Raw genomic sequence first — 20,649 nt, 5'->3', positions numbered from 1 at the left:
CGATAGTACCCACTGGCGCTGTCGCGTGACCGCGAAAGCCGTTATCTCTCAAACACGTTCATCGAGCCGAGGCAACCGCTGTGACCACAATCTGTCGGGATCGACATGGCCGCGTGGCCGATGTTTGTCAGAGCGGTTTGAGGCGGGCCTTGAGCAGGCAGAACTCGTTGCCCTCGGGATCTTGCAGCACGTGCCATTGTTCCTGCCCGGTCTGCCCGATATCGGCTGGGCGCGCCCCGAGTCGCAGCAGGCGCTCGAGCTCGGCGTCCTGATCGCGGTCGGTGGGGTTCACGTCGATATGTAGCCGCGACTTGCCGCGCTGCGGTTCGGCGCTGTAACTGAGGAACAGCGTTGGCTGCAGGCCCCCAAAGCCCCCGCCTGGGCCGACCTCCAATGAGCCATCTTCCTCACGACTCAGCACGACGAAATCCAGCACCTCGCACCAGAACCGCGCGAGCCTCTCCGGGTCGCGACAATCGAGCACAAGTTCACTGATGCGGCATGCCATCAGCCGAACCTAGCTGTTGTTGGCGGCCGCCTTCGCGCGTGAACGGTTGCGCGCGCGGGTGTTGGCGTCCAGGTCGACCTTGCGTACACGCACGATCTCCGGTGTCACCTCGACACACTCGTCGGCCGCGCAGAACTCCATGGCCTGCTCCAGGTCCAGTTCAATCGGCCGGGCCAGCGTCTCCATGACGTCGGCGGTCGACGACCGCATGTTGGTCAGCTTCTTTTCCCGGGTGACGTTGACGTCGAGATCCTCCGCCCGCGGGTTGATGCCCACCACCATGCCCTCGTAGGTGTCTTCACCGGGCTCCACGAAGAACTGCCCACGGTCGGCCAGCTGGATCATGGCGAACGGGGTGATGGTGCCCGAGCGGTCGGAGACCAGCGAACCGGTGTGGCGCGCACGAATCTCGCCGGCCCAGGGGCGATACCCCTCGAAGACGGCGTTGGCGATGCCGGTGCCACGCGTGAGGGTCAGGAAGTCGGTGCGGAAGCCGATCAGACCACGCGAGGGCACGATGAAGTCCATCCGGACCCATCCCGCAGCGTGGTTGGTCATCTCTTCCATGCGGCCCTTGCGCGCGGCCATCAGCTGGGTGATGGCGCCGACGAACTCCTCGGGACAGTCGATGGTCATGGCCTCGAACGGCTCGTGCAGCTTGCCATCGATCTGCCGGGTGACCACCTGTGGCTTGCCGACGGTCAGTTCGAAGCCCTCGCGGCGCATCTGCTCGACGAGGATGGCCAGCGCCAGCTCGCCACGGCCCTGCACCTCCCAGGCATCGGGGCGGCCGATGTCGACGACCTTCACGGACACGTTGCCGATGAGTTCCGAATCCAGGCGCGACTTCACCATCCGCGCGGTCAGCTTGTGTCCCGACACCTTGCCCGCCAGCGGTGAGCTGTTGGTGCCGATGGTCACCGAGATCGCGGGCTCATCGACGGTGATACGCGGCAGCGCATGCGCGTGTTCGGGGTCGGCCAGCGTGTCACCGATCATGATCTCGGACATTCCCGCGACGGCGACGATGTCTCCGGCGACCGCCTCCTCGGTGGGGCTGCGGTCTACGCCCTCGGTGGCGAGCAGCTCGGTGATCTTCGCGTTGGTGATGACCGGATGGCCGTCCACCTCACGCATCCACGCCACCTGCTGGCCCTTGCGGATCCGGCCGTTGTAGATGCGGATCAGCGCCAGGCGTCCGAGGAAGGCCGACGCGTCGAGGTTGGTGACCAGCGCCTGCAGCGGGGCCTCCGGGTCGCCCTTGGGCGGCGGAATGTGCTCGAGCAGGACGTCGAACAAGGGGTCGAGGTTGTCCCCCTCGGGCACCTCGCCATTGGCGGGCTCGACGGTGCTGGCGACACCGGCACGGCCGGAGGCGTACAGGGTGGGCAGCCCGAGCGCGTCCTCGGCGGCCTTCTGTGCTTCTTCGTCCAGGTCGGAGGCGACGTCGAGCAGCAGGTCGTGGCTGTCGGAGACCACCTCGGCGATACGGGCGTCGGGACGGTCGGTCTTGTTGACGACCAGAATCACCGGCAGGTGCGCGGCGAGAGCCTTGCGCAGCACGAACCGGGTCTGCGGCAGCGGGCCCTCGGAGGCGTCGACCAGCAGCAGCACGCCGTCGACCATCGACAGGCCGCGCTCCACCTCGCCGCCGAAATCGGCGTGTCCGGGGGTGTCGATGACGTTGATGACCGTCATCGAGCCATCCGCGTGGTGGCGGTGCACCGCGGTGTTCTTGGCCAGGATGGTGATGCCCTTTTCCTTCTCCAGGTCACCGGAGTCCATCAGGCGCTCAACGGCGTCATCACCTCGGTGCGAGAGCGCACCCGATTGTTTGAGCATCGCGTCGACCAGGGTTGTCTTGCCGTGGTCGACGTGCGCAACAATGGCTACGTTCCGGAAACTATGGGTCACGTCTGCCAATTCTGGCAGTACAGCCCACAGTTCACGAAACCGGCGAACAATTGGTGTGACGCCGGACATAGCAACACCCATCGTCAGCCCCAGAAGTAGGACGCCAGTGAAGGCCAGCAAGGTCGCAAGGCTCAAGCCCAAGAAGAAGTGCTGCAAAAGCAAGCCACGCTGCACCAAGTGCCCCGTTGTGGTGCACAAAATGCAGAAGGCCGAGCATCACGGACTCTCGGAAAAAGAGCTGAAGAAGGTGCTACACCGGGCGCGTGCCCACTAGCGCCTGCTTGAGCGCCGGGATCCATCCGCCGTCGGCCGCCACCCATTCGACGGCGTCGAGTTCGCCGGCGGTGACCCAGCGCAGCGCGAGATGCTCATGCGGGTGCGGGCTACCCGGGTGCTGCGGATGTAACCGCGCGCTATAGGCACGCAGCACCAGATTCCCGACGACGACGTCCTCGCCGAGGCGGGCACCGACTTCGACCTCGATGCCGAGTTCTTCACGAAGCTCCCGCACCAGCGCCTGCGGCTCCGACTCGCCGTCGGCGACCTTTCCACCCGGCAGCTCCCACTGCCCGGCGAGTTCGGCGGGTTTGGCGCGCTGAGCGATCAGCAGCTTGTCTCCGTCGATGACCGCGCCCGCGACCACTATCGCCATGGTGCTCGACGCTATACGTTGACACTATGGCCCTGCTCACCGATGACCAGATCAACGCGGCGCTCGCCGGGCTTCCCGGCTGGACACGCGAGGGCGACTCGCTGCGCCGCGCCGTCACGTTCGACGCCTTTCTCGACGGCATCGATGCGGTGCGCCGCATCGCCGAGCACGCGGAATCCGTCGACCATCATCCCGATATCGATATCCGATGGCGCACCGTGACGTTCGTACTATCCACGCACTCTGAGGGCGGCATCACCGACAAGGATCTGGCGCTGGCCGAAACCATCGACACGCAGATCGGCCGCTAGCAGCCACGAGCGCGGCGTTGCGCACAAAGACACGCCGCATTCAGCGGACCTAAGGTGTCGCTCGCGCGCCGGATCAGAGAATCGCGGTGACGTTCCCGTGCCGCATGACGCGGTCCTCGCAGTGCCAGGCCACTGCCCGCGACAGCACCAGGCGCTCCACGTCCGAACCCAGCCGCACCAGGTCTTCGACGGTGTGGGTGTGGTCCACCCTGATCACGTCCTGCTCGATGATCGGCCCCTCGTCGAGCTCAGCAGTCACGTAATGCGCTGTGGCACCGATCATTTTGACACCGCGCTCACGAGCGCGCCGGTACGGCATGGCACCGGTGAACGCGGGAAGAAATGAATGGTGGATGTTGATCAGCGGACAGTCGATCTCGTTGAGGAATTCCGGCGACAGGATCTGCATGTAGCGGGCCAGCACCACCAGGTCAACGTTTCCCTGTAGCAGTTCCAGCTGCTTGCGTTCGGCGTCGGCGCGGTTCTCGCGGGTTGCGGGGATGTGCACGAAGGGCAACCCAAACGAGCGCACCTGGTCGGCCAGGTCGGGATGGTTCGAGATCACCATCGCGATCGACATGTCCAGCTCACCGCGGCGATTACGCCACAGCAGGTCCAGCAGGCAGTGATCCGTGCGTGAGACCATGATCGCCACTCGTTTGGGTTTGGCGGCCTCGCTGAATCGGTACTGAATGTCGAATTCTTCGGCGATGGAAGCGAATTTGGCTTCCATCGCGTCGCGCGCGGCGGCAAGCCCGGAACGGTGGAACACCGTGCGCTGCATGAACCAGCCGCCCTGCGGCTCCGTCGAATACTGTGCCAGCGAGATAATGCTGGCGCCGGCTTCGGCCAGGAAGGCGCTCACGGCCGCGACCACGCCGATCCGATCGGGGCACTGCAGCAGGAGCCTGCCGATGTCCTTGGAATGGAAGGCATCTGACGATCCGGTGGGATGCATACCTTGAGGGAACATGACCTAACGCACCTTCAGCCCGTGCATGCGTGCCAGGAACTTGAGGAACAACCGGGCGGGCAGCAGACGCTGTGCGGTCATGATGATCGGAGCATTACTCCCCTTGGCGTACAAAGGTTTCGGGCTCGGACTCAGCGCCACATCGACAACCAGGCGCCCCAGTTCATCGGTGGCCGTGCCGTGTTCTTCCCGCGCGGCCATGGCCGCATCGACCGTCCGGAATGCGTCCCGGTAGGGGGATCCATCGGGGACGATGCGGTTGCGTCGCGTCTCGATTCCGGTGGCGATCACGCCGGGCTCCACGGTGCTCACGGTGATCCCGAACGGCGCCACCTCATAGCGCAGACAGTCGGCCACGGTGTGCAATGCCGATTTCGCGGAGCTATAGGTCGATCGGAACGGGACATGCAAGGTGCCCGCCATGGACCCCACCATGACGACGGCGCCCCGGCGCCGCTCCCGCATACCGGGCAGCACCGCCTTGGTGAGAGCAACGGGCCCAAAGACATTGGTCATGTAGAGCTTCTCGAAGTCATCCATCGAAACGTCTTCCAGCGCACCGATCTGACTCTCACCGGCATTGTTGACGAGGATGTCCACCTCACCGGCCTGGGCAACGCATTCAGCGATGCTGGCCTTATCGGTTTGATCGAGCCGCAGGTACTGCACCCCGGGGACGCGATCGGTGATGGTGTCGGGATTGCGACTGGTTCCGAATACGCGGTGTCCCCGTTCTGCGAAGATTCGGGCCGCACTCGCGCCGATCCCGCTGGAAGCGCCGGTGACCAGGACGGTCCAATGTTCAGACATGGCGCCACGGTAGCCGACCAAGGTGGCCGCTTCGCCGGCCCACCACCGCCATCCAGGTCAGCGTTGCTATGGCCGCCACGATGTCCACCAGTCCGGCCCACGCCAGCGGCCACGGACGATCGATGCGCCAGATGTCAGGTTGGGCGAAGCTGAGCAACCAGGGCACTCCAATCAACAGCAGCACCAGCCACCCGCATCCAAAGACCTTCGCGCCCACTTTGTCTCGCCACGGACCGTGTAGCAGCCACACCATGAACGGAACCATCCACACCCAGTGATGCGTCCAGGAGATCGGTGAGATGAGCAGACCGAACATCTCCACTACGCAGATCTGCCCCAGCCTGTCGTTCACGGCCCGCCATGCCAGGAAAGCGAGTATGGCGGTGACCGCGTAGGCAAACAGCACCAGCACTCCAGATCCCGCGTCATGCCCGAGGATCCTGGAGATTCCGCCCCGCCAAGACTGGTTGAACACGGTGGCGATGGGACCGATCCGGTCCGGCTTACCCAACAGATCGGTGAAGTAGTACCGCCCCTGCTCCCCTACCACGGCGATGCCGACCACCACGGTGAGCAGAAAGACCACGCCGGCCCAGATGGCGGTCGTCCAGCGACGCGCGCCCAGGAAGTAGAGCCCACTGACCAGTGGGGTCAGTTTCACGCCGCCCGCGAGCCCTATCAATGTGCCGGATATCCACCAGCGTGAAGAGGCCACCGCCAGCAAGATCAGCAGCATCAACAACACGTTGATCTGTCCGTAGTCCAGGGTGGACCGCACCGGTTCGGTCCACATCGTGACCGCCGTCCACACCGCCGCCGCACGCGCGTCGTCAAACCCGAGTAGCCGCTGACTCAGCCGAACCACCGCATACAGCGCAGCGATGGTGCCCAAAATCCAGCACAGCCCGAGCAGAGTGAAGGGAATCAGGTGTAGCGGCCAGAACACCACGGCCGCGAAAGGCGGATAAGTAAAGGGCAGCGGGAAGTCTGGGGTTTTGTCCGGGTAAGTGAACTCGTAAAGATTTCCGTGGCCCAACGTCGCCGGACCGCTGACGTACACGTGGAGGTCGACCAGATCGGCGCCATGAGGCGTGAGATATGCCCACGCCAGGCGCACTGCGACACTCAGCCCCAACAGCCACGGACCCCAGGCACGGACACGGCGCCACGCCGACGCGCCGCGTGTCGGCATTGGGGGCTCGACATTCGCCCTGGTCGGCTCAGTTTTCTCGGTCGCCATCGGGAGTTTCGATAACCTCGCTCACTCGTTTTGGTAACGGTTCCGTCTACACCACACGCGTCACTTGAGTAACACGCGTAACGGATTACCTTGGCGTTTAACACCAGTAACCACGTCTAGCGAAACAGCATTGGAGTTCAATATGTCACGGATCACCAACGTCTTCATGGGCGCGTCGATCGCAGCCTTCGCGTCGGCCGGCCTGGCGCTGGGCCTGGCGTCGACCGCCAGCGCTGACCCCATCCCCGGCCCTCCCCCGAACCCGACCAACCCTGCCGCCATCCTGGGCCAGGCCGCATCGGGCTTCGGTAACGCACCTGCTGCTCCCGCAGCGGTTGCCGCACCGGCCGCGCCTGCCCTGCCTGCGGTCGCTCCGGCCGCTCCCGCCGCCCCCGCCGTTCCGGGTGCCGCTCCGGCCGCCCCCGCGGTCGCGCCGGCTCCGGGTGCGGCTCCGGCTGTCCCCGGCGTGCCTCCGGCCGCCGCCCAGGGCCTGACCCCGGCCGCGGCCGCGGCCCTGTCCCCGGCGTCAGTTCCCGCCACCAGCAACGTGCCCGGCGTCTCGCAGATCCCGGGTGCCGAGGGTGTGACCCAGACCGTTGATCTGTGGGCCACCAACCTGCCGAAGCTGCTGCCCGCGGGCGTGCAGCAGACGCTGATCCCGCCGGCGCTGGTCAACGGAATCCCCGCCGCCGCAGCAGCTCCCGCTGCCGGGCTGCCCGCCGCGGCCGCCGCCACCCCCGGGGCCGGCCTGGTTCCGTCGGCACCGATGTTCGCGGCGCTGCCGTAGCTCGTTCCTACGAAGCAAGGCGGTCAGGGCGTTATGCCTTGGCCGCCTTTGCTTTGGCAGCAGCCTTCATTTCCTTCTTATGGGCGCGCACCAGGCCCAGCGACTCGGCGTCGACGACATCTGCCACCGAAAGATGTGTGCCCTTCTCGCCATAGTTCCCCGCTGCCTTGCGCCAGTCCTTGGGCTGGACACCGTACTGCTTGCCCAGCAAGGCCAGGAAGATCTTCGCCTTTTGCTCGCCGAAACCGGGGAGCGCCTTGAGTCTCTTGAGCAACTCGGGCCCGTCCGGATCTCCGGCCTTCCAGATGTTCTCGGCGCGGCCGTCGTACTCGTCGACGATTTCCTGCGCCAACACCTGAACGCGCTTGGCCATCGATCCGGGGAACCGGTGTATGGCGGGTCGCTCCGAACATAGGGCCACGAATTTGTCGGGGTCGTACTCCGCGATCTGGTGCGCGTCGATACCGCCGATCCGGTCGGCTATCTTCTTGGGCCCTGCGAAAGCAACCTCCATCGGAATCTGTTGATCCAGGAGCATCGCTATCAATAGCGCCAGCGGGTTGTCCTCCAGCAACTCATCGGCGGCCGGGTCTTGCGCAAGCTGCAATCTCGCCAATGTGACATTCCTTCCTTCTGAACTTTGACAACCTCAGCGGTGTTACGCTACGGCAACTTGGGCGACCAAGATCGCCACGCTCGGGGAGGCTGCCGCTGTCAGGCCAATTGGACGTTGATCTAGAGGCGTTGCGCAAGCTGTCGCCGGAATTACGAGAACAGGCCCACAAGCTCTGCAATCGGGCCGATAACCCCGCCAGGGTTGAACCGGGCGATGCTCCATCGCTGACGGCTGTCAGGCGACTGGTCACCGAGGTCATCCCCGAGTTGCAGCGCATGTTTGCGGCGCGCTGCGTCAACATGGCCGACCTGGCTCAGCAGGCCCAAACCCGGTTCGGGGACACCGAAGAATACGTTCGGCAGACCATCCTTTCGGCCGCGTCATTGTCGAGGCAGCAATGAAGTCGGAGTATTCGGCCAGAAGGTTATTGACCAACCACCCAGAGCAGTCGATCGTGCCGTTGCGCCAAGCGATGCTGGCCGCCGCCGAATTGCAGCACCGCGCCCAGGACTACAAGAACTCGATCGACAGGCCCGGCGGCCTGCCCTGGGACGGCGTCACCGCCCGGGCCATCCAGGACACCGCGGCCAGCGATGAGAAGACGATCTATCTGGCCACTCAGATGTTGCTCGACGATGCCCCAAAAGCGCTGGTGACGTTGGAGTTTCAGTCGATCGAGTATCGGCGCGAAGCCGTCGATCTCTACAACGAGGCGGTGGATCATGGTTACACCGTGGCCGAGGACCTCACGGCCACCTGGATCATGCAGCCCCACGCCAGCGCCGAGACCATCGAGAAGGGCAATCGGTACGCCGCCAAGTTCACCCGGATGATGCGCAGGGCCTATGACAAGTGGTGGGCGGCAGAGCTGGAAGCCCAGCAACAGATCGAAGACATCTGCGATGCACTGGCCGCCTCGTTCAACCCCTTCTGCGGACTGACCTCCGCTCAGGGAAACCGGGATGGAGCCCATTTCCAGGGCACCAGCGCGCAAGACCAAGCCGTGCTCAATCGTGTCCATGCGGCGTCGCTTCTCAACGACCAGCAGCTCAAGGACCTAGCGGCCGGTAAGAGCGTCACCATCCCGTCGAACCAGCTGCAATACCTGTACGAGTTCGCGCAGTCTTTCGATGGCAAGTCCCCCACTGAAATCGCCGCGATCAAGGCGGGGCTGCCCGAGGAATCGCAGGACGCGATGACGCGCGCATTCGATCTGGTGTCCAATAACCAGGTCAAGTCCGGCGTGCCCTTCACCGACGGCGCCCTGAAGAACTTCATCCCGGATCTGGGCTCTGAGCCTCGTCTCCCGCACGGCATCGTCAGCGAGACCATCGAGCTGCCGCCGCTCGAGCCGACCGACGCCGAGAAATTCCTGCGGGCGGTCAATCAGCAGTACGGCGACGAACCGTCACGCAAGGAAGCGTGAGGTTTCGGGCCCAGCAGTTCGCCGCGATTGCTGTCGCATCTGTCATCTCTCAGGGAACAACAGGGCACCGCGGGTGACTTAGATTGGGTTGTGATTGCCCGTCTGCGCCGCTCGGCCGCCTTCGTCCTGCTCGCGTTCAGTTTCTCCGCGGTCATGATCGGCACGACGATGCCGACACCCATGTACGCGTTGTACTCGCAGCAGATGCACTTCTCGGTGCTCACCACCACTGTCGTCTACGCCACCTACGCCGCCGGCGTGCTGTTCGCGCTGCTGATGTTCGGCGGCTGGTCCGATGTTCTCGGCCGCCGTCCGCTGTTGCTGACCGGCGCCGGCTTCGCGATCCTCAGCTCGGTCATCTTCTTGTTCGTGGACTCAGTTCCGCTGCTATTGGTCGCGCGCATCGTCTCAGGACTGTCAGCGGGCTTTTTCACCGGCGCCGCCACCGTCGCGGTCATCGAGTCGGCGCCTGAAACATGGCGGGGACGTGCGGCCGCCGTGGCCACCGTCGCCAACACCGGCGGCCTGGGCCTGGGGCCCTTGCTCGCCGGTGTGCTGGTGCAGTATGCGCCCTGGCCCACCCATCTGGCGTTCGTCGTTCACATCGGCCTGGTGTCGATAGCCGTGGCGGCGCTGCTCTTCGTGCCGGAGACCGCACCGAAACACGGAAAGCTTGGTAGGCAACGTCTTTCGCTACCTCCTCAGGTGCGCGCTACCTTCGCCGCCGCCGCGACGGCGGGCTTCGCCGGATTCGCCGCACTGGGATCCTTCACCGCGGTTGCTCCCGGATTCCTGTCCGGGGTGCTCGGCATCGATAACCATGCGGTCGCCGGGGCAAGCGTGTTTCTCACTTTCGGATCTTCTTGTGTGGCACAGATTCTCACCCGCCGGGTGGCTGCCGCCAAGGCCTTGCTCATCGGCTGCACGATTCTGCTGACCGGCATGTTGCTGGTGGTGTTGGCGCTGCACACTTCATCGTTGCCGTGGTACCTGGCAAGTGCGGTGGTGGTCGGCATCGGGCAGGGCATCAGCTTCAGTCGTGGGCTGGCCGCGATCGCCGACCGGACCCCCGAGGACAACCGTGCCGAGGTGACCTCCAGCTACTTCGTAGTCGCCTACATCGGCATCGCCCTGCCGGTGATCGGCGAGGGACTCGCGGCGCAGGCGTGGGGCTTGCGCACCGCGGGGGTCACCTTCGCACTGGCGGTGGCAGCCCTGGCGGCGCTGTGTCTCATCGCTGTCATCTGGCAGGAGCGCCCCAGCCGGACCGAGGCGCTGGCGCCGGTGTCCACCGGCTAATCAAATTCTGTAGCCGCCACGCCCTATGAGCACACTGTGGTGCCGAAAAGATAGGTAACACAGCACAGTTCGTAGACTCAGCGTAGACGGTTAGGTCAGAAACCGTTCCTCCATAAGGGTTGTCCGGGCCGTGAATCGGCGCTAGGTTGTCGGCGACCCCTGCCTACTCCGGGGTCATTACCGGTCTTTTCAGAAGGAGTCGATGGGTCGTGCCTGAAGTCGTGCCGGATGACGGAGAAGCCCCAGTCATTGTCAGCCTCGTCGATGCCGCGGTGCACATGTACTCGTCCGCCATCGACACCCTGCCCGACCCCAGCGACCCTGAGTACGGCGAACGCGTTGCCGTAGTTCTCAGCGGTCTGCGCAAGCTTGAGAGTGCGATCTCGAAGGCCGCCGGCCGCAGTCGGGTGACGCCCTCGGTGATCGTCGCGCTGAGCGGGGTGCGCCATCGCTACGACGACCTGATGAAGGCGGCCGCCAACAGCCCCAGTGCCACCCTGGGGCAGCGCCTGTACACCGCACGGAGACGGGCGCGTCTTACCGCGCAGGAAACCGCCAATGGCGCCGGCCTGAAGGTCGGATTCCTGACGGCAATCGAATCCGAGGAACCCGTCACAGAGGACGAGGCCGCCAAGATCAAGGACCTCATCGCCGCCCTCGGCGGCTAGTCCGGTAGGTACCTTCTCGCCGTGCCTGCGGGGGTAACTACTTAGCCGATTCGGGTAGGTACGCGCTGCAGCGGTGCCGTCGGTGACGCGACGCTGGATGGCATGACGATGACTCTGGGTTTACCCACCGCCGACGAGGTGGGTGCCGCCACCCCCGCAACGCGCGACCGCGCACTCGACGTGATCCGGATCGTCTCGCTGGCCGGCGTGGTTCTTGGGCACACCATCATGGCGGTGAGCACGATCGACAATGGTGTGCTGCTGTGGGGCAACCTACTCAACGGACGCCCGGTTTTCCAGGCGCTGACCTGGGTTTTCCAGATCATGCCGTTGTTCTTTTTCGCCGGTGTCGCCGCCAGCGTGGGGTCCTGGAAGCCCGGCACCAGCTGGGGATCATGGCTCATGCATCGCTGCACCCGGCTATACCGCCCGGTTTTCTACTACCTGGGTTTCTGGGCGGTGGCGCTGCTGATTCTTCGGCAGATCCTGCCGCTGCACGTGTACGAGCCGGTCGCCGGTGTGAGCACGCAGCTGCTGTGGTTCCTGGGCGCCTATGTGCTGGTGCTGGCCGCGATTCCGCTGCTCGCCAGGATCACGACGACCCGCGCCATGTTCACCGCGCTGGCGGCGGTCTACCTGGGCATCGCGGCCATCGACGTGCTGCGGTTGGGACTGGACGCGCCCAAGGGCATCGGATACGTGAACTTTGTGGTGTGGCTGCTGCCGGCGGTTTTGGGCGTGGGGTACCGCCGTCAGCTGATCACCCAGAGAGCGGCCTTGGTGCTGGCGGCAACGGTGTTCGCGATCAACGTCGCGCTGGTGACGTTCGGCCCGTACACCATCAGTTTGGTTGGCGTGGCCGGACAGAAAGTGCCGAACATGATTCCGCCGTCACTGGTGCTGGCCGGGCACGCAATCATCCTGTCCGCCCTTGCCAGCGCGGCGATGCCGGCCATCAATCGGTGGGCGCAGCGCCCTCGGGTGTGGTGGGCCGTGGCGATCGGCAACTCGGGTGCGATGACGCTCTACCTGTGGCATATGCCCGCGCTACTGGGCATGCATCTGGCCTTCGATTTCCTCGGATTCGACCGATATGACACCACCGCACCGGATTTCATCGCGCTATCGGTGCTGCAGGTCGCGACGATGATGCTGCTGGTGACCGGTCTGTTCCTGGCCTTGCGACCGCTGGAGAACAATCCGCTGCCCGGTTGGGACGGCGGCTACATCGCACGTCCTGGGGCACGCAGTGCGGCGGCCGGGACGGCCCTGATGCTCGCCGGCGGGTTCACCTTGGCCTCAGTGGTTTGGGGGCTCAAGGGCTTTGGTCTGGTGTGCTGGGTGGTCGTGCTCGCCGGGCTGATCCTCGCCCGGGTGTTGGCCAATCGGACGAAGATCTAGCCGCTCTTCCGACGGAATTCGCGATGCGAGCCGGCCCTGCCATGCGCATGGGTCGGCTTGCTTCCGGTGTCCTTGTGGTCGGCAGCGGAGCCGGCCTTGCTGTTCTTGCGGTCAAGTGCCTCGCGGAACTTGCGCTTGGCCTCGTCCGCGGCCGAGTCGCCGCTCCCCTTCGAATCGGTCATACCGGTCAGCCTAGCCAAGGGACCGTCCCGCCGTCGCCCCATTTCACTAGCATCAGCGTCATGACCGAGTCCGATGCTCTTCGCCCGAGCGGCTCATCGCGGATCAGCGGGGACAGTCTGGAGGGCGTCTCGGCTACCACTTTGTGGACGCTGCACAATCGCGGTACCGAAGCCAAGCGTCCCGACAGTGTCATCCGGGACCCGCTGGCCGCGGAGCTGTTCGATGCCATCGAGTACGACTACCGCAAGTTCGGCCGCCCGTCGCAGACTCATGCGTTGCGCGCCCTCGCCTTTGACACGCAGGCACGCGTGTATCTCGCGACGCACCCCAGGGCCGCGATCGTCGCCCTTGCCGAAGGCATGCAAACCAGCTTTTGGCGGCTGGGTGGTGCCGATGCCACCGCCCAGTTCACCTGGTATTCAGTGGATTTGCCGCCCGTCATGGAGCTACGCAACCAACTGCTGCCCAACGATGAACGAATCGTCAAGCTGGCGCAGTCCGCGCTCGATCTCAGTTGGATGGATCAGGTCGACGCCTCCGGTGGTGCCTTTATCACCGCGGAGGGACTGCTGATGTACTTGCAACCGGAGGAGTCTCTCGGACTAATCGAGGCCTGCGCCAAGCGTTTTCCCGGCGGGCAGATGATGTTCGACAGCATCCCGCATTGGTTCAGCAGGCGCACCCTGCAGGGCTTTAAGTTGTCGGATCGCTATGTGGCTCCACCCATGCCGTTCGCATTGACACCCGACGAAGGCGAAGCGCTCATCTCCATCCCGGGAGTGGTCACCGCCATCGACATACCGCTGCATCGTGGCCGCGGCATCTGGAAATTCGTCAACTCCAAGCGCCTTGATCGCGGCTTTCTGCGCCGGACCCGCCCCTCGATGACGCTGCTGCAATTCGGGTAGACGTGCCTGACCACGGCCGATGGAATCACAACATCCACTACCAGCGCGAGGTGCTGCGCAGGGTACCGGCTCATGCGACCGACGTTCTCGACGTGGGCTGCGGCATCGGGATGCTGACGCGGGAGCTGGCCCCACTGGCGCAGCGGGTGGTCGGGATCGACCCCCACGAACCGAGCCTGCGCATCGCCCGTGCGGAGACGTCAGCATCAAATGTCGAGTACGTTCGCGGCAGTTTTCTCGAACATCCTTTTCCTGCTGAATCTTTCGACCTCATCGCGGCCGTCGCCGCATTGCATCACATGGATATCGAACAGGGCCTGCGGCGCATGTCGGATCTCCTGAAGCCCGGTGGCCGGATCGTCATCGTCGGCTTCGCCGCCAACCGCTCGGTCACCGACCTTTGGTACGACGGCCTGGGTTTCTGGCTGCACCGTTATTACCGCCTCAGGTACGGCTGGTGGGAGCATCCCTCACCGGTCAGCTGCGAGGGCCTGGACAGCCACGACGAAGTGCGACGCATCGCCCAGCGCGTGCTGCCCGGCGCCCGGCTACAGCGCCTCGTACTGTGGCGTCACCTGCTCACCTGGGAGAAATCATGACCAAATACGCCGCGCTGCTTCGTGGAGTGAACGTCGGCGGCATCACGATGAAGATGGCCGACGTGCGCGATGCTCTTGAGACCGCCGGATTCGCCGGTGTGACAACGGTTCTGGCCAGCGGCAACGTACTATTGGATGCCGACGAACCCGCGGCGACGGTGAAAGAGCGTCTGCAGCAAGTGCTCGGTGAGCGTTTCGGGTACGAGGCGTGGGTGCTGGTGTACGACCTGGACACCATCGCCCGAATCATCGCGGCGTTCCCCTGGGAGCCAGAGATCGAGGGCGTGCATTCGTACGTGATGTTCTGCAGCGACCCGGTAGTGCTTACCGAGTTGGCAGCCCTGGAGAGCGAGCTCGACGAAAGCGAACAGATCGCCGCCGGTGACGGGGTGTTGTATTGGCAAGTACCCAAGTCGCAGACCCTGGGCAGCCCCGTCGGCAAGACCACCGGCAAGAAGCGTTACAAGTCGACGACCACCACCCGCAACTTACGCACGTTGCACAAGCTCGTTCGCTAGTAGGGTGGCGTACATGGCCGCCATTGATGCCCGCCACCTCGACGGGGTGTCCGAGACCGCACTCATCACGCTGAATCAGCGGGCCACCGAGGCCAACCGGCCCGACGGCGTTCTCGAGGATCCGATGGCCATCGTGCTTCGCGACAGCCTGGATTACGACTACCACCACTTTGGCCGCACGCATCAGGGTATTGCACTGCGGGCGTTGACATTCGACACGGTGTCCAATGAATACCTCGCCGAGCACCCGCGCGCCACGGTGGTGGCACTGGCCGAGGGCCTGCAGACCAGCTTTTGGCGTATCGACAACGGCGAGCTGAATTGGCTGTCGGTAGACCTGGAACCCATCGTGCGATTGCGCAGGCAGTTACTACCCCCGTCTGACCGGGTCCGGTACGTTGCGCAGTCTGCGCTCGACCACTCGTGGATGGATCAGGTCGATGACTCCAACGGAGTATTGATCACCGCCGAGGGTCTGTTCATGTACCTGGAGCGCGACGTGGTGTTTGACCTCATCGCCGCCTGCGCGAAACGCTTTCCCGGTGGCTGGATGGTCTTCGACACCATCCCTTGGCTGATGAGTGTGTATTCACGGCGCCGCGGCTGGCGACTCAGCGAGCACTACACAGTGCCACCGATGCCCTTCTCCTTCACCGCCCACCAATACGGCCAGCTGCGCGCCCTTGACGGGGTCAGTGCGGTGCGCGAGGTCCGGATGCCCGCCGGGCGCGGCACTTTTCTCAAGCTCGCCACGCCGCTGTTCTACAACCTGCCGTTGTCAGATCGCATCAGGCCAGCCATGACGGTAGTCGAATTCGGTTGAGCGACAGGTGCTCTAGGCGGGTTTGACCGCACGTCCGATCACGATCGACGACGAGGGCATGGGAATCCCCATCACCTTCAGCCAATCGTCGCGCCGTTCCTCGATCGTGAATCCGGCCCGCTCGATCGCGGCCAGCGTGTCCCGGTGCGTGTGGCAGTTCCCGAACAGTCTGGGCCAGAACGTCGCATCGACCGCGCGCTGAACCAGCCCGAGCGCGCCGTCGTGAGCCACATGTTCGAAGAAACGCACCTCTCCCCCGGGCTTGAGCACCTCGAACGCCTGGGCAGCGGCCCGATCGGGGTCGCCGACCGAACACAGCACCAACGAACACACCACCGCGTCGAACCGGTCCTCGCCGGTCACGGCCAGATCCTCGAACACACCCGCGGTCACCGTCACCGGAATCGCGGCCCCGGCCGCGGCATCCTCGGCCTGCGGACGCAGCCGCGATTCGGGCTCCAGCGCCGTCACCGCGGTGACGGTATTCGGGTAGAGCAGGAAATTGGAGCCGATTCCCGCTCCCACCTCCAGGACGTGGCCGGTCAGGCCGCGCAGATTCTCCGCACGCAGCTCCTTGATCTCCTGAGGTTCGCGCCGCGCGATGGCAGACCACGTTGCGGAGAAGAATCTGTTATCGAAGCTGACGGGCGTCGTCATGCCACCAACCTAGCCCCGCTGATGCAATCCGCACCCGAACTCTGGAACACTGGGGCCATGGCACAGATCACGTTGCGCGGAAACCCCATCAACACGGTCGGCGAGCTTCCCGCTGTCGGCTCTCCTGCCCCGGCATTTGAGCTGGTAGGCGCCGATCTCGGCCCCGTCACCAGCGATCAGTACCGGGATAAGCCGGTGATCCTCAACATCTTTCCTTCGATCGACACCCCCGTCTGCCAGGCCAGCGTACGCACCTTCAACCAGCGTGCCGCCGAGGCCGGCGCACCGGTGCTGTGTGTCTCCAAGGACCTGCCGTTTGCCCAGAAGCGTTTCTGCGGTGCCGAGGGCATCGAGAACGTGGGTACCGCCTCGGCGTTCCGGAGCTCGTTCGGCGAGGACTTCGGCGTCACCATCGCCGACGGCCCGATGACCGGTCTGCTGGGCCGCGCCATCGTCGTGATCGGCGCCGACGGCAACGTCGCCTACACCGAGCTGGTTCCGGAGATCGCCCAGGAACCCGACTACGACGCGGTGCTCGGGGCACTGTCCTGATCGGTTTGTGAGGAACCGTGTCCAGCGCCCCATTTGCCGATGAGCTGCTGGCGACCGTGCAGGCGTCGCCAGCAGCAGTCGGTGCTCACGACAAGGACACCTGGGTGGGCCTGTTTGCCACCTATGGCCAGGTGAATGACCCGGTGGGTTCGCGGCCACATATCGGCGAATCCGCCATCGGCAAGTTCTACGACACCTTCATCGCGCCCAACACGATCGTCTTCGACGTAGAAAACGATGTGGTCGCCGGAATGTCGGTGCTGCGCGATCTGACTATTCACACCACCATGTCCACCGGCGTCACGATGCATATCCCCATGCATCTGCGTTACGACGTCGTCGAGGACGGCCCGGCCTCGTCCCTCAAGATCGACCGGCTATTCGCCTACTGGGAACTACGCGCCATGATCAGCCAGTTGCTCGGTTCCGGCGGTGACGGGCTGCTGGCCAGCGCCAAGCTGGGACCGCAGCTGCTGAAGAACCAGGGACTCAACGGGGTGCTGGGATTCATGCGCGGACTCAAGGGCGTGCACGCGGCGGGCAAGCAGCGCGTCCAGGAGCTGACGGCGGCGCTCGCCGCCCGCGATATCCCGACGGTCACCACTGTGCTCGCACCCGAGGCCGCACTGTCGCTGGACGGAGTATCCGAGGCATCACTGGCCGAGTTCGCCTCGGCAGCAAGCTCTTTGACCGTGGATAAACTACTGGCCGCGGGGCCCTCGGTATCGGCCACGGTGCATCTCGGTAATCGCCGTGGCATTGGACTCTTCGAGTTCTCGGATAATTCGGCGGCGCCGGGCACGTTGGCGTCGGTGCGGCTCTACTTCTGACGCGGCAGCACTTCTGTCAGGTCAATATCGCTGACCGCCTGCCCCAGGCACGCCGCACGCAGTACCTCGCTGGCGAATTCCTCGGGATCCCCCCACGGTAGATGCGGTTTGGTGACGAGCATCGAGGCAACACCATGCGCGGCCACCCATAGCTGGAGGGCCATCGCCACTGTGTCGCCTTCGGGGTATAGCCCCTCGGTGACAAGCTCTTTGACTCCGTTGTGCAGGTGCGCAAATGCCGCACTGGCCATGGTCTCGTCGAGCTCACCCTCTGGCTGGGTAACCGTGGCCAGCCGGTACATCAGCGGTGTCGCGATGGCGAAGCGCACGTATGCCATCCCCTGCGCGTGCAGACGCTCCAGCGCGGTGATGTCGCCGCGGGCCGCCTCGACCATCTTGTCGTTGAGACGCTGAAAATACTGGCCGCAGACGGCATCCATCAGCTCGTCCTTGTCGGCGAAATGCAGATAGATCGAAGGCGGGGTGACACCGATCTTGCGTGCCACCTCACGGATGGACGGTGCACGCAATTCCTTGGTCTCCAAAACAAGAGCGATTGCGGCGTCGATTATTTCGTCGCGCAGTCGATCGCCCGAGCCGCGGGACGCGCGCTGCCGCCTAGTCACTGAATCCGATCCGTTCATGCAGCGTGACCAACGGCTTGGGCGCCCACCAGTTGAACCGTCCCAGCAGCCGCATGAACGACGGCACCAGCAGCATCCGGATGATGGTGGCGTCCACCAGGATCGCGATGGTCAGTCCGGTACCGAACATCCGCATGAAGGACACCTGCGCAGCCATCAGTGCCGCGAAGGCGATCGCCATGATCAGCGCCGCGGCGGTGACCACCCGGCCGGTGCGGGCCACACCGAGCGCCACCGCCTCGTCGTTGTCGGCCCGGGTGCGCCCGGAGGCCATCCAGTACTCGCGGATGCGCGAGATGAGAAACACCTCATAGTCCATTGATAGCCCAAAAGCTATGCAGAACAACAGCATCGGCATGGTGGCGACGATGGTGCCGGTGACCTCGGTGCCGAACCCGCCCAGGTGTCCCTCCTGGAAGATCCAGATCAGCGCGCCGAAGGTGGCCGTCAACGACAGCACGTTGAGGACCAACGCTTTGATAGGCAGTACCACCGAACCCGTTAGCAGAAATAGCAGCACAAAGGTGACGACGGCGATGATGGCCAGCACCAGGGGCAGCTTGTGCACAATGCCGTCGACGGCGTCACGATCCAACTGGGCTCCCCCGCCGATCCTGACCAAGACATCGGCCGGGCCCGGCAGTGCGTGGATGGCATCGAGCTGGCGCTCGGCGGCCTCCGTGTACGGCTTGGCGGCGGTCTGAACCGTGAAAAGTGCTGTGTCATTCTTGATTCCGGTTGCACTTGCCGACGGGCCCACCTTCATGCCCCGGATGAACGCACCGGTGGGTGCGGCCACCTCCTTGACGTCCTCGATATTCGACAGGTCCGCGGCGTACTCGTCGATCTCCCTCGGCGGCACCGAACCGACGCCCTCGGCGATGACGGACAAGTTGGTGGAGCTGTTGTTGTTGAAGTTGCGGCGCATCTCGTTGCCGACTTGATGCGCCGAGGCCGAGGCGGGCAAGACCCGGTCATCCGGGAATCCGAACTTGCCGTCGAGGAACGGCAGGCCCAGCACCACCAATGCGCTGACGATGATGATGGCAATCGGAACAGCGCGCGCCATAACCCTTTTGGTGGTCCGGTACCAGAAGCTTTGCGTGACGTCCTTGGCGACGGGTTCCGGCCTTCCCAGGACCCTGCGGATCAGGCGGCGCACGTCCAGGGCGTCGATCCGGTCGCCCAGCAGGGTGACTACCGCCGGGACGATGACCAGCGCGGCGATGGCGCCAACGAAGACGACGGCTACACCGGCGTATCCGAACGATTTGAGGAAGTACATCGGGAACAGGATCAGCGCTACCAGGGCCAGCGCAACCGTCAGCGCCGAGAACAGCACGGTCCGTCCGGCCGTGGTCATGGTCAGGACCAGCGCTTCATCGCGCGGTTTGCCCGCATTCACCTCCTCGCGATAGCGACTGATGATCAGCAGGGAGTAGTCGATCGCCAGCGCCAATCCCATTGCCACCGCAAGGTTCAGCGCGAACACGGACACATCGGTGACATACGTCAGCCCGCGCAATATCGACATGGCGCCGACGATGGAAAACACTCCGACTACGAGAGGCAACAGGGCCGCGTAGAGGCCGCCGAATATCCATACCAACACCACAAAGCTGATCGGAATCGCGATCGACTCCATAACCAGCAGGTCCTTCTCGGACTGGGTGACGATCTGGTTGTAGAGCGTGGCGACACCGCCGGCCTTGACCGCTACCCCGTCACGGTCCACCGCGAGAGACTTGATGAGCTTTGCCGCGTGCTTCTGCGCGTCGTTCTCGCCCCCGGTCAGCCCGGCGACGATCAATCCGGCCTTGCCATCGGCGCCCAGCAGTTCCTCGGCTACCTGTGGCGGCGCCGTCCAGGCCGAGGTCAGGTTGATGACCACGCCGGAGTCTTTGAGCTGGCGCTCCAGATCTGCTGCGACGGCACGCATCTGCGGGCTCTTGACGCCTTGTTCGCTGGTGAGCATGAAGACCAGAGACTGGTCGCTGATATCAAACTTGTCTCGGAGAGCCTTGGTCACATAGGCAGATTCGGAGTTCGGGTCTTGCTGACCACCGGCGGCCAGATGCTTGGTCACCGGAACGCCGAAGAGGGCCGCCGCGATCGCGATGAGCAGCGCCATCCCGAGAACGAGGCGGGGCGCCGCGATCACCGATCGAGCCAAACGTTCGAGCATCATCGCGCCTTCCGCCGGAGAATAACGGCGTTAAGTTATCAGCGATAAGTTAGACGGTCAAGGGTGGTTGAGGCGGATGCGCCGCTTAGGTGGTGAGAGAAATCTTGAACAACGTGGAACCGAATCAGCCCCTACCCCGTCGGAT

The 20,649-nt window shown here is 64.4% G+C and carries 24 protein-coding genes; 13 read left to right on the top strand and 11 right to left on the bottom strand.

Going from position 1 to position 20,649, the window contains the following annotated elements:
• Positions 1-127: 127 nt before the first annotated feature.
• The 3 genes from MAB_RS06780 to MAB_RS06770 form a co-directional block, all read right to left on the bottom strand.
• The gene (locus tag MAB_RS06780) at positions 128-508 is read right to left on the bottom strand and encodes a VOC family protein (protein WP_005110060.1); all 381 of its coding nucleotides are present in this window, start codon (positions 506-508) and stop codon (positions 128-130) included.
• 9 nt (positions 509-517) lie between these two features.
• Positions 518-2,422, bottom strand: coding sequence for a translational GTPase TypA (typA, locus tag MAB_RS06775; RefSeq protein ID WP_005066672.1), 1,905 nt, complete (start codon positions 2,420-2,422; stop codon positions 518-520).
• Between the two features lie 250 nt (positions 2,423-2,672).
• A complete protein-coding gene (locus MAB_RS06770; protein WP_005092968.1) occupies positions 2,673-3,074 on the bottom strand; it encodes a (deoxy)nucleoside triphosphate pyrophosphohydrolase in 402 nt (133 codons plus the stop codon).
• 26 nt (positions 3,075-3,100) lie between these two features.
• Here MAB_RS06770 and MAB_RS06765 point away from each other — a divergent pair, with 26 nt between their 5' ends.
• Entirely contained in the window at positions 3,101-3,385 is a 285-nt protein-coding gene (locus MAB_RS06765) for a 4a-hydroxytetrahydrobiopterin dehydratase (RefSeq protein ID WP_005074197.1), read from the top strand.
• Positions 3,386-3,458: 73 nt separating this feature from the next.
• Here MAB_RS06765 and purU read toward each other — a convergent pair whose 3' ends face one another.
• The 3 genes from purU to MAB_RS06750 are packed head-to-tail and all read right to left on the bottom strand — an operon-like array spanning position 3,459 to position 6,408.
• Positions 3,459-4,358 (bottom strand): formyltetrahydrofolate deformylase, encoded by a 900-nt coding sequence (gene purU / locus MAB_RS06760; RefSeq protein ID WP_005084387.1) that lies wholly within the window; start codon positions 4,356-4,358, stop codon positions 3,459-3,461.
• 3 nt (positions 4,359-4,361) lie between these two features.
• Positions 4,362-5,168, bottom strand: coding sequence for an SDR family oxidoreductase (locus MAB_RS06755; RefSeq protein ID WP_005088003.1), 807 nt, complete (start codon positions 5,166-5,168; stop codon positions 4,362-4,364).
• Positions 5,161-6,408, bottom strand: a complete 1,248-nt coding sequence (locus MAB_RS06750) for a mannosyltransferase (protein ID WP_005084383.1) — start codon at positions 6,406-6,408, stop codon at positions 5,161-5,163. Before MAB_RS06750 ends, MAB_RS06755 begins: the two co-directional genes overlap by 8 nt.
• A 142-nt stretch (positions 6,409-6,550) precedes the next feature.
• On the opposite strand from MAB_RS06750, the gene MAB_RS06745 reads away from it, so the two are divergent.
• On the top strand, positions 6,551-7,195 hold the full coding sequence (locus tag MAB_RS06745) for a hypothetical protein (protein WP_005084381.1): 645 nt from the start codon (positions 6,551-6,553) through the stop codon (positions 7,193-7,195).
• Between the two features lie 31 nt (positions 7,196-7,226).
• Here MAB_RS06745 and MAB_RS06740 read toward each other — a convergent pair whose 3' ends face one another.
• Complete coding sequence (locus MAB_RS06740) at positions 7,227-7,802, bottom strand: HhH-GPD-type base excision DNA repair protein (protein ID WP_005059527.1); 576 nt, start codon at positions 7,800-7,802, stop codon at positions 7,227-7,229.
• 116 nt (positions 7,803-7,918) lie between these two features.
• Here MAB_RS06740 and MAB_RS06735 point away from each other — a divergent pair, with 116 nt between their 5' ends.
• The 5 genes from MAB_RS06735 (at position 7,919) to MAB_RS06715 (ending at position 12,605) form a co-directional block, all read left to right on the top strand.
• Positions 7,919-8,212: a hypothetical protein gene (locus MAB_RS06735; RefSeq protein ID WP_005059522.1), complete on the top strand. Its 294-nt coding sequence runs from the start codon at positions 7,919-7,921 to the stop codon at positions 8,210-8,212.
• Entirely contained in the window at positions 8,209-9,237 is a 1,029-nt protein-coding gene (locus MAB_RS06730; protein ID WP_005084377.1) for a TPR repeat domain-containing protein, read from the top strand. Before MAB_RS06735 ends, MAB_RS06730 begins: the two co-directional genes overlap by 4 nt.
• A 90-nt stretch (positions 9,238-9,327) precedes the next feature.
• Positions 9,328-10,536: an MFS transporter gene (locus MAB_RS06725; RefSeq protein ID WP_005084375.1), complete on the top strand. Its 1,209-nt coding sequence runs from the start codon at positions 9,328-9,330 to the stop codon at positions 10,534-10,536.
• A 278-nt stretch (positions 10,537-10,814) separates the two neighbouring features.
• Positions 10,815-11,204 carry a hypothetical protein gene (locus tag MAB_RS06720; RefSeq protein ID WP_005092964.1) on the top strand — a complete coding sequence of 130 codons (390 nt, stop codon included), beginning with the start codon at positions 10,815-10,817 and terminating at the stop codon, positions 11,202-11,204.
• A gap of 102 nt (positions 11,205-11,306) precedes the next feature.
• Positions 11,307-12,605 (top strand): acyltransferase family protein, encoded by a 1,299-nt coding sequence (locus MAB_RS06715; protein WP_005114093.1) that lies wholly within the window; start codon positions 11,307-11,309, stop codon positions 12,603-12,605.
• Here the strand turns inward: MAB_RS06715 and MAB_RS06710 are convergent.
• Positions 12,602-12,787 carry a DUF5302 domain-containing protein gene (locus MAB_RS06710; protein WP_005059509.1) on the bottom strand — a complete coding sequence of 62 codons (186 nt, stop codon included), beginning with the start codon at positions 12,785-12,787 and terminating at the stop codon, positions 12,602-12,604. The genes MAB_RS06715 and MAB_RS06710 overlap by 4 nt on opposite strands.
• A 60-nt stretch (positions 12,788-12,847) precedes the next feature.
• Between MAB_RS06710 and MAB_RS06705 the strand changes: the two genes are divergently transcribed.
• The 4 genes from MAB_RS06705 to MAB_RS06690 are packed head-to-tail and all read left to right on the top strand — an operon-like array spanning position 12,848 to position 15,636.
• Positions 12,848-13,696, top strand: coding sequence for a class I SAM-dependent methyltransferase (locus MAB_RS06705; RefSeq protein WP_005092959.1), 849 nt, complete (start codon positions 12,848-12,850; stop codon positions 13,694-13,696).
• A gap of 2 nt (positions 13,697-13,698) precedes the next feature.
• Positions 13,699-14,295, top strand: coding sequence for a class I SAM-dependent methyltransferase (locus tag MAB_RS06700; RefSeq protein ID WP_005110057.1), 597 nt, complete (start codon positions 13,699-13,701; stop codon positions 14,293-14,295).
• Positions 14,292-14,813 carry a DUF1697 domain-containing protein gene (locus MAB_RS06695; protein WP_005088529.1) on the top strand — a complete coding sequence of 174 codons (522 nt, stop codon included), beginning with the start codon at positions 14,292-14,294 and terminating at the stop codon, positions 14,811-14,813. Before MAB_RS06700 ends, MAB_RS06695 begins: the two co-directional genes overlap by 4 nt.
• Positions 14,814-14,826: 13 nt before the next feature.
• Positions 14,827-15,636 (top strand): class I SAM-dependent methyltransferase, encoded by an 810-nt coding sequence (locus tag MAB_RS06690; protein ID WP_005110056.1) that lies wholly within the window; start codon positions 14,827-14,829, stop codon positions 15,634-15,636.
• Positions 15,637-15,648: 12 nt separating this feature from the next.
• Here MAB_RS06690 and MAB_RS06685 read toward each other — a convergent pair whose 3' ends face one another.
• Positions 15,649-16,293 carry a class I SAM-dependent methyltransferase gene (locus tag MAB_RS06685; protein ID WP_005110055.1) on the bottom strand — a complete coding sequence of 215 codons (645 nt, stop codon included), beginning with the start codon at positions 16,291-16,293 and terminating at the stop codon, positions 15,649-15,651.
• A 57-nt stretch (positions 16,294-16,350) separates the two neighbouring features.
• Here MAB_RS06685 and tpx point away from each other — a divergent pair, with 57 nt between their 5' ends.
• Both tpx and MAB_RS06675 read left to right on the top strand, forming a co-directional pair.
• Positions 16,351-16,845, top strand: a complete 495-nt coding sequence (tpx, locus tag MAB_RS06680; protein WP_005059496.1) for a thiol peroxidase — start codon at positions 16,351-16,353, stop codon at positions 16,843-16,845.
• Positions 16,846-16,862: 17 nt separating this feature from the next.
• Positions 16,863-17,675 (top strand): nuclear transport factor 2 family protein, encoded by an 813-nt coding sequence (locus tag MAB_RS06675; RefSeq protein WP_005059492.1) that lies wholly within the window; start codon positions 16,863-16,865, stop codon positions 17,673-17,675.
• On the opposite strand, the gene MAB_RS06670 is transcribed toward MAB_RS06675, so the two are convergent.
• Positions 17,666-18,301, bottom strand: a complete 636-nt coding sequence (locus MAB_RS06670) for a TetR/AcrR family transcriptional regulator (RefSeq protein ID WP_005059489.1) — start codon at positions 18,299-18,301, stop codon at positions 17,666-17,668. The two genes, MAB_RS06675 and MAB_RS06670, sit on opposite strands and share 10 nt — an antisense overlap.
• Positions 18,294-20,504 carry an MMPL family transporter gene (locus MAB_RS06665; protein ID WP_005110054.1) on the bottom strand — a complete coding sequence of 737 codons (2,211 nt, stop codon included), beginning with the start codon at positions 20,502-20,504 and terminating at the stop codon, positions 18,294-18,296. The genes MAB_RS06670 and MAB_RS06665 overlap by 8 nt, the downstream gene beginning before the upstream one ends.
• Between the last annotated feature and the right edge of the window lie 145 nt (positions 20,505-20,649).

The organism is Mycobacteroides abscessus ATCC 19977, from assembly GCF_000069185.1.
Lineage (GTDB): Bacteria > Actinomycetota > Actinomycetes > Mycobacteriales > Mycobacteriaceae > Mycobacterium > Mycobacterium abscessus.
This window is presented reverse-complemented; position numbering and strand designations above follow the sequence as displayed.

Coding starts and splice junctions, on each gene's coding strand:
- MAB_RS06710 (WP_005059509.1), bottom strand. CDS start 12,787: ATGACCGATTCGAAGGGGAGCGGCGACTCGGCCGCGGACGAGGCCAAG.
- MAB_RS06770 (WP_005092968.1), bottom strand. CDS start 3,074: ATGGCGATAGTGGTCGCGGGCGCGGTCATCGACGGAGACAAGCTGCTG.
- MAB_RS06750 (WP_005084383.1), bottom strand. CDS start 6,408: ATGGCGACCGAGAAAACTGAGCCGACCAGGGCGAATGTCGAGCCCCCA.
- MAB_RS06745 (WP_005084381.1), top strand. CDS start 6,551: ATGTCACGGATCACCAACGTCTTCATGGGCGCGTCGATCGCAGCCTTC.
- MAB_RS06715 (WP_005114093.1), top strand. CDS start 11,307: ATGACGATGACTCTGGGTTTACCCACCGCCGACGAGGTGGGTGCCGCC.
- tpx (WP_005059496.1), top strand. CDS start 16,351: ATGGCACAGATCACGTTGCGCGGAAACCCCATCAACACGGTCGGCGAG.
- MAB_RS06780 (WP_005110060.1), bottom strand. CDS start 508: ATGGCATGCCGCATCAGTGAACTTGTGCTCGATTGTCGCGACCCGGAG.
- MAB_RS06720 (WP_005092964.1), top strand. CDS start 10,815: ATGTACTCGTCCGCCATCGACACCCTGCCCGACCCCAGCGACCCTGAG.
- MAB_RS06705 (WP_005092959.1), top strand. CDS start 12,848: ATGACCGAGTCCGATGCTCTTCGCCCGAGCGGCTCATCGCGGATCAGC.
- MAB_RS06695 (WP_005088529.1), top strand. CDS start 14,292: ATGACCAAATACGCCGCGCTGCTTCGTGGAGTGAACGTCGGCGGCATC.
- purU (WP_005084387.1), bottom strand. CDS start 4,358: ATGTTCCCTCAAGGTATGCATCCCACCGGATCGTCAGATGCCTTCCAT.
- MAB_RS06755 (WP_005088003.1), bottom strand. CDS start 5,168: ATGTCTGAACATTGGACCGTCCTGGTCACCGGCGCTTCCAGCGGGATC.
- MAB_RS06765 (WP_005074197.1), top strand. CDS start 3,101: ATGGCCCTGCTCACCGATGACCAGATCAACGCGGCGCTCGCCGGGCTT.
- MAB_RS06665 (WP_005110054.1), bottom strand. CDS start 20,504: ATGCTCGAACGTTTGGCTCGATCGGTGATCGCGGCGCCCCGCCTCGTT.
- MAB_RS06730 (WP_005084377.1), top strand. CDS start 8,209: ATGAAGTCGGAGTATTCGGCCAGAAGGTTATTGACCAACCACCCAGAG.
- MAB_RS06690 (WP_005110056.1), top strand. CDS start 14,827: ATGGCCGCCATTGATGCCCGCCACCTCGACGGGGTGTCCGAGACCGCA.
- MAB_RS06685 (WP_005110055.1), bottom strand. CDS start 16,293: ATGACGACGCCCGTCAGCTTCGATAACAGATTCTTCTCCGCAACGTGG.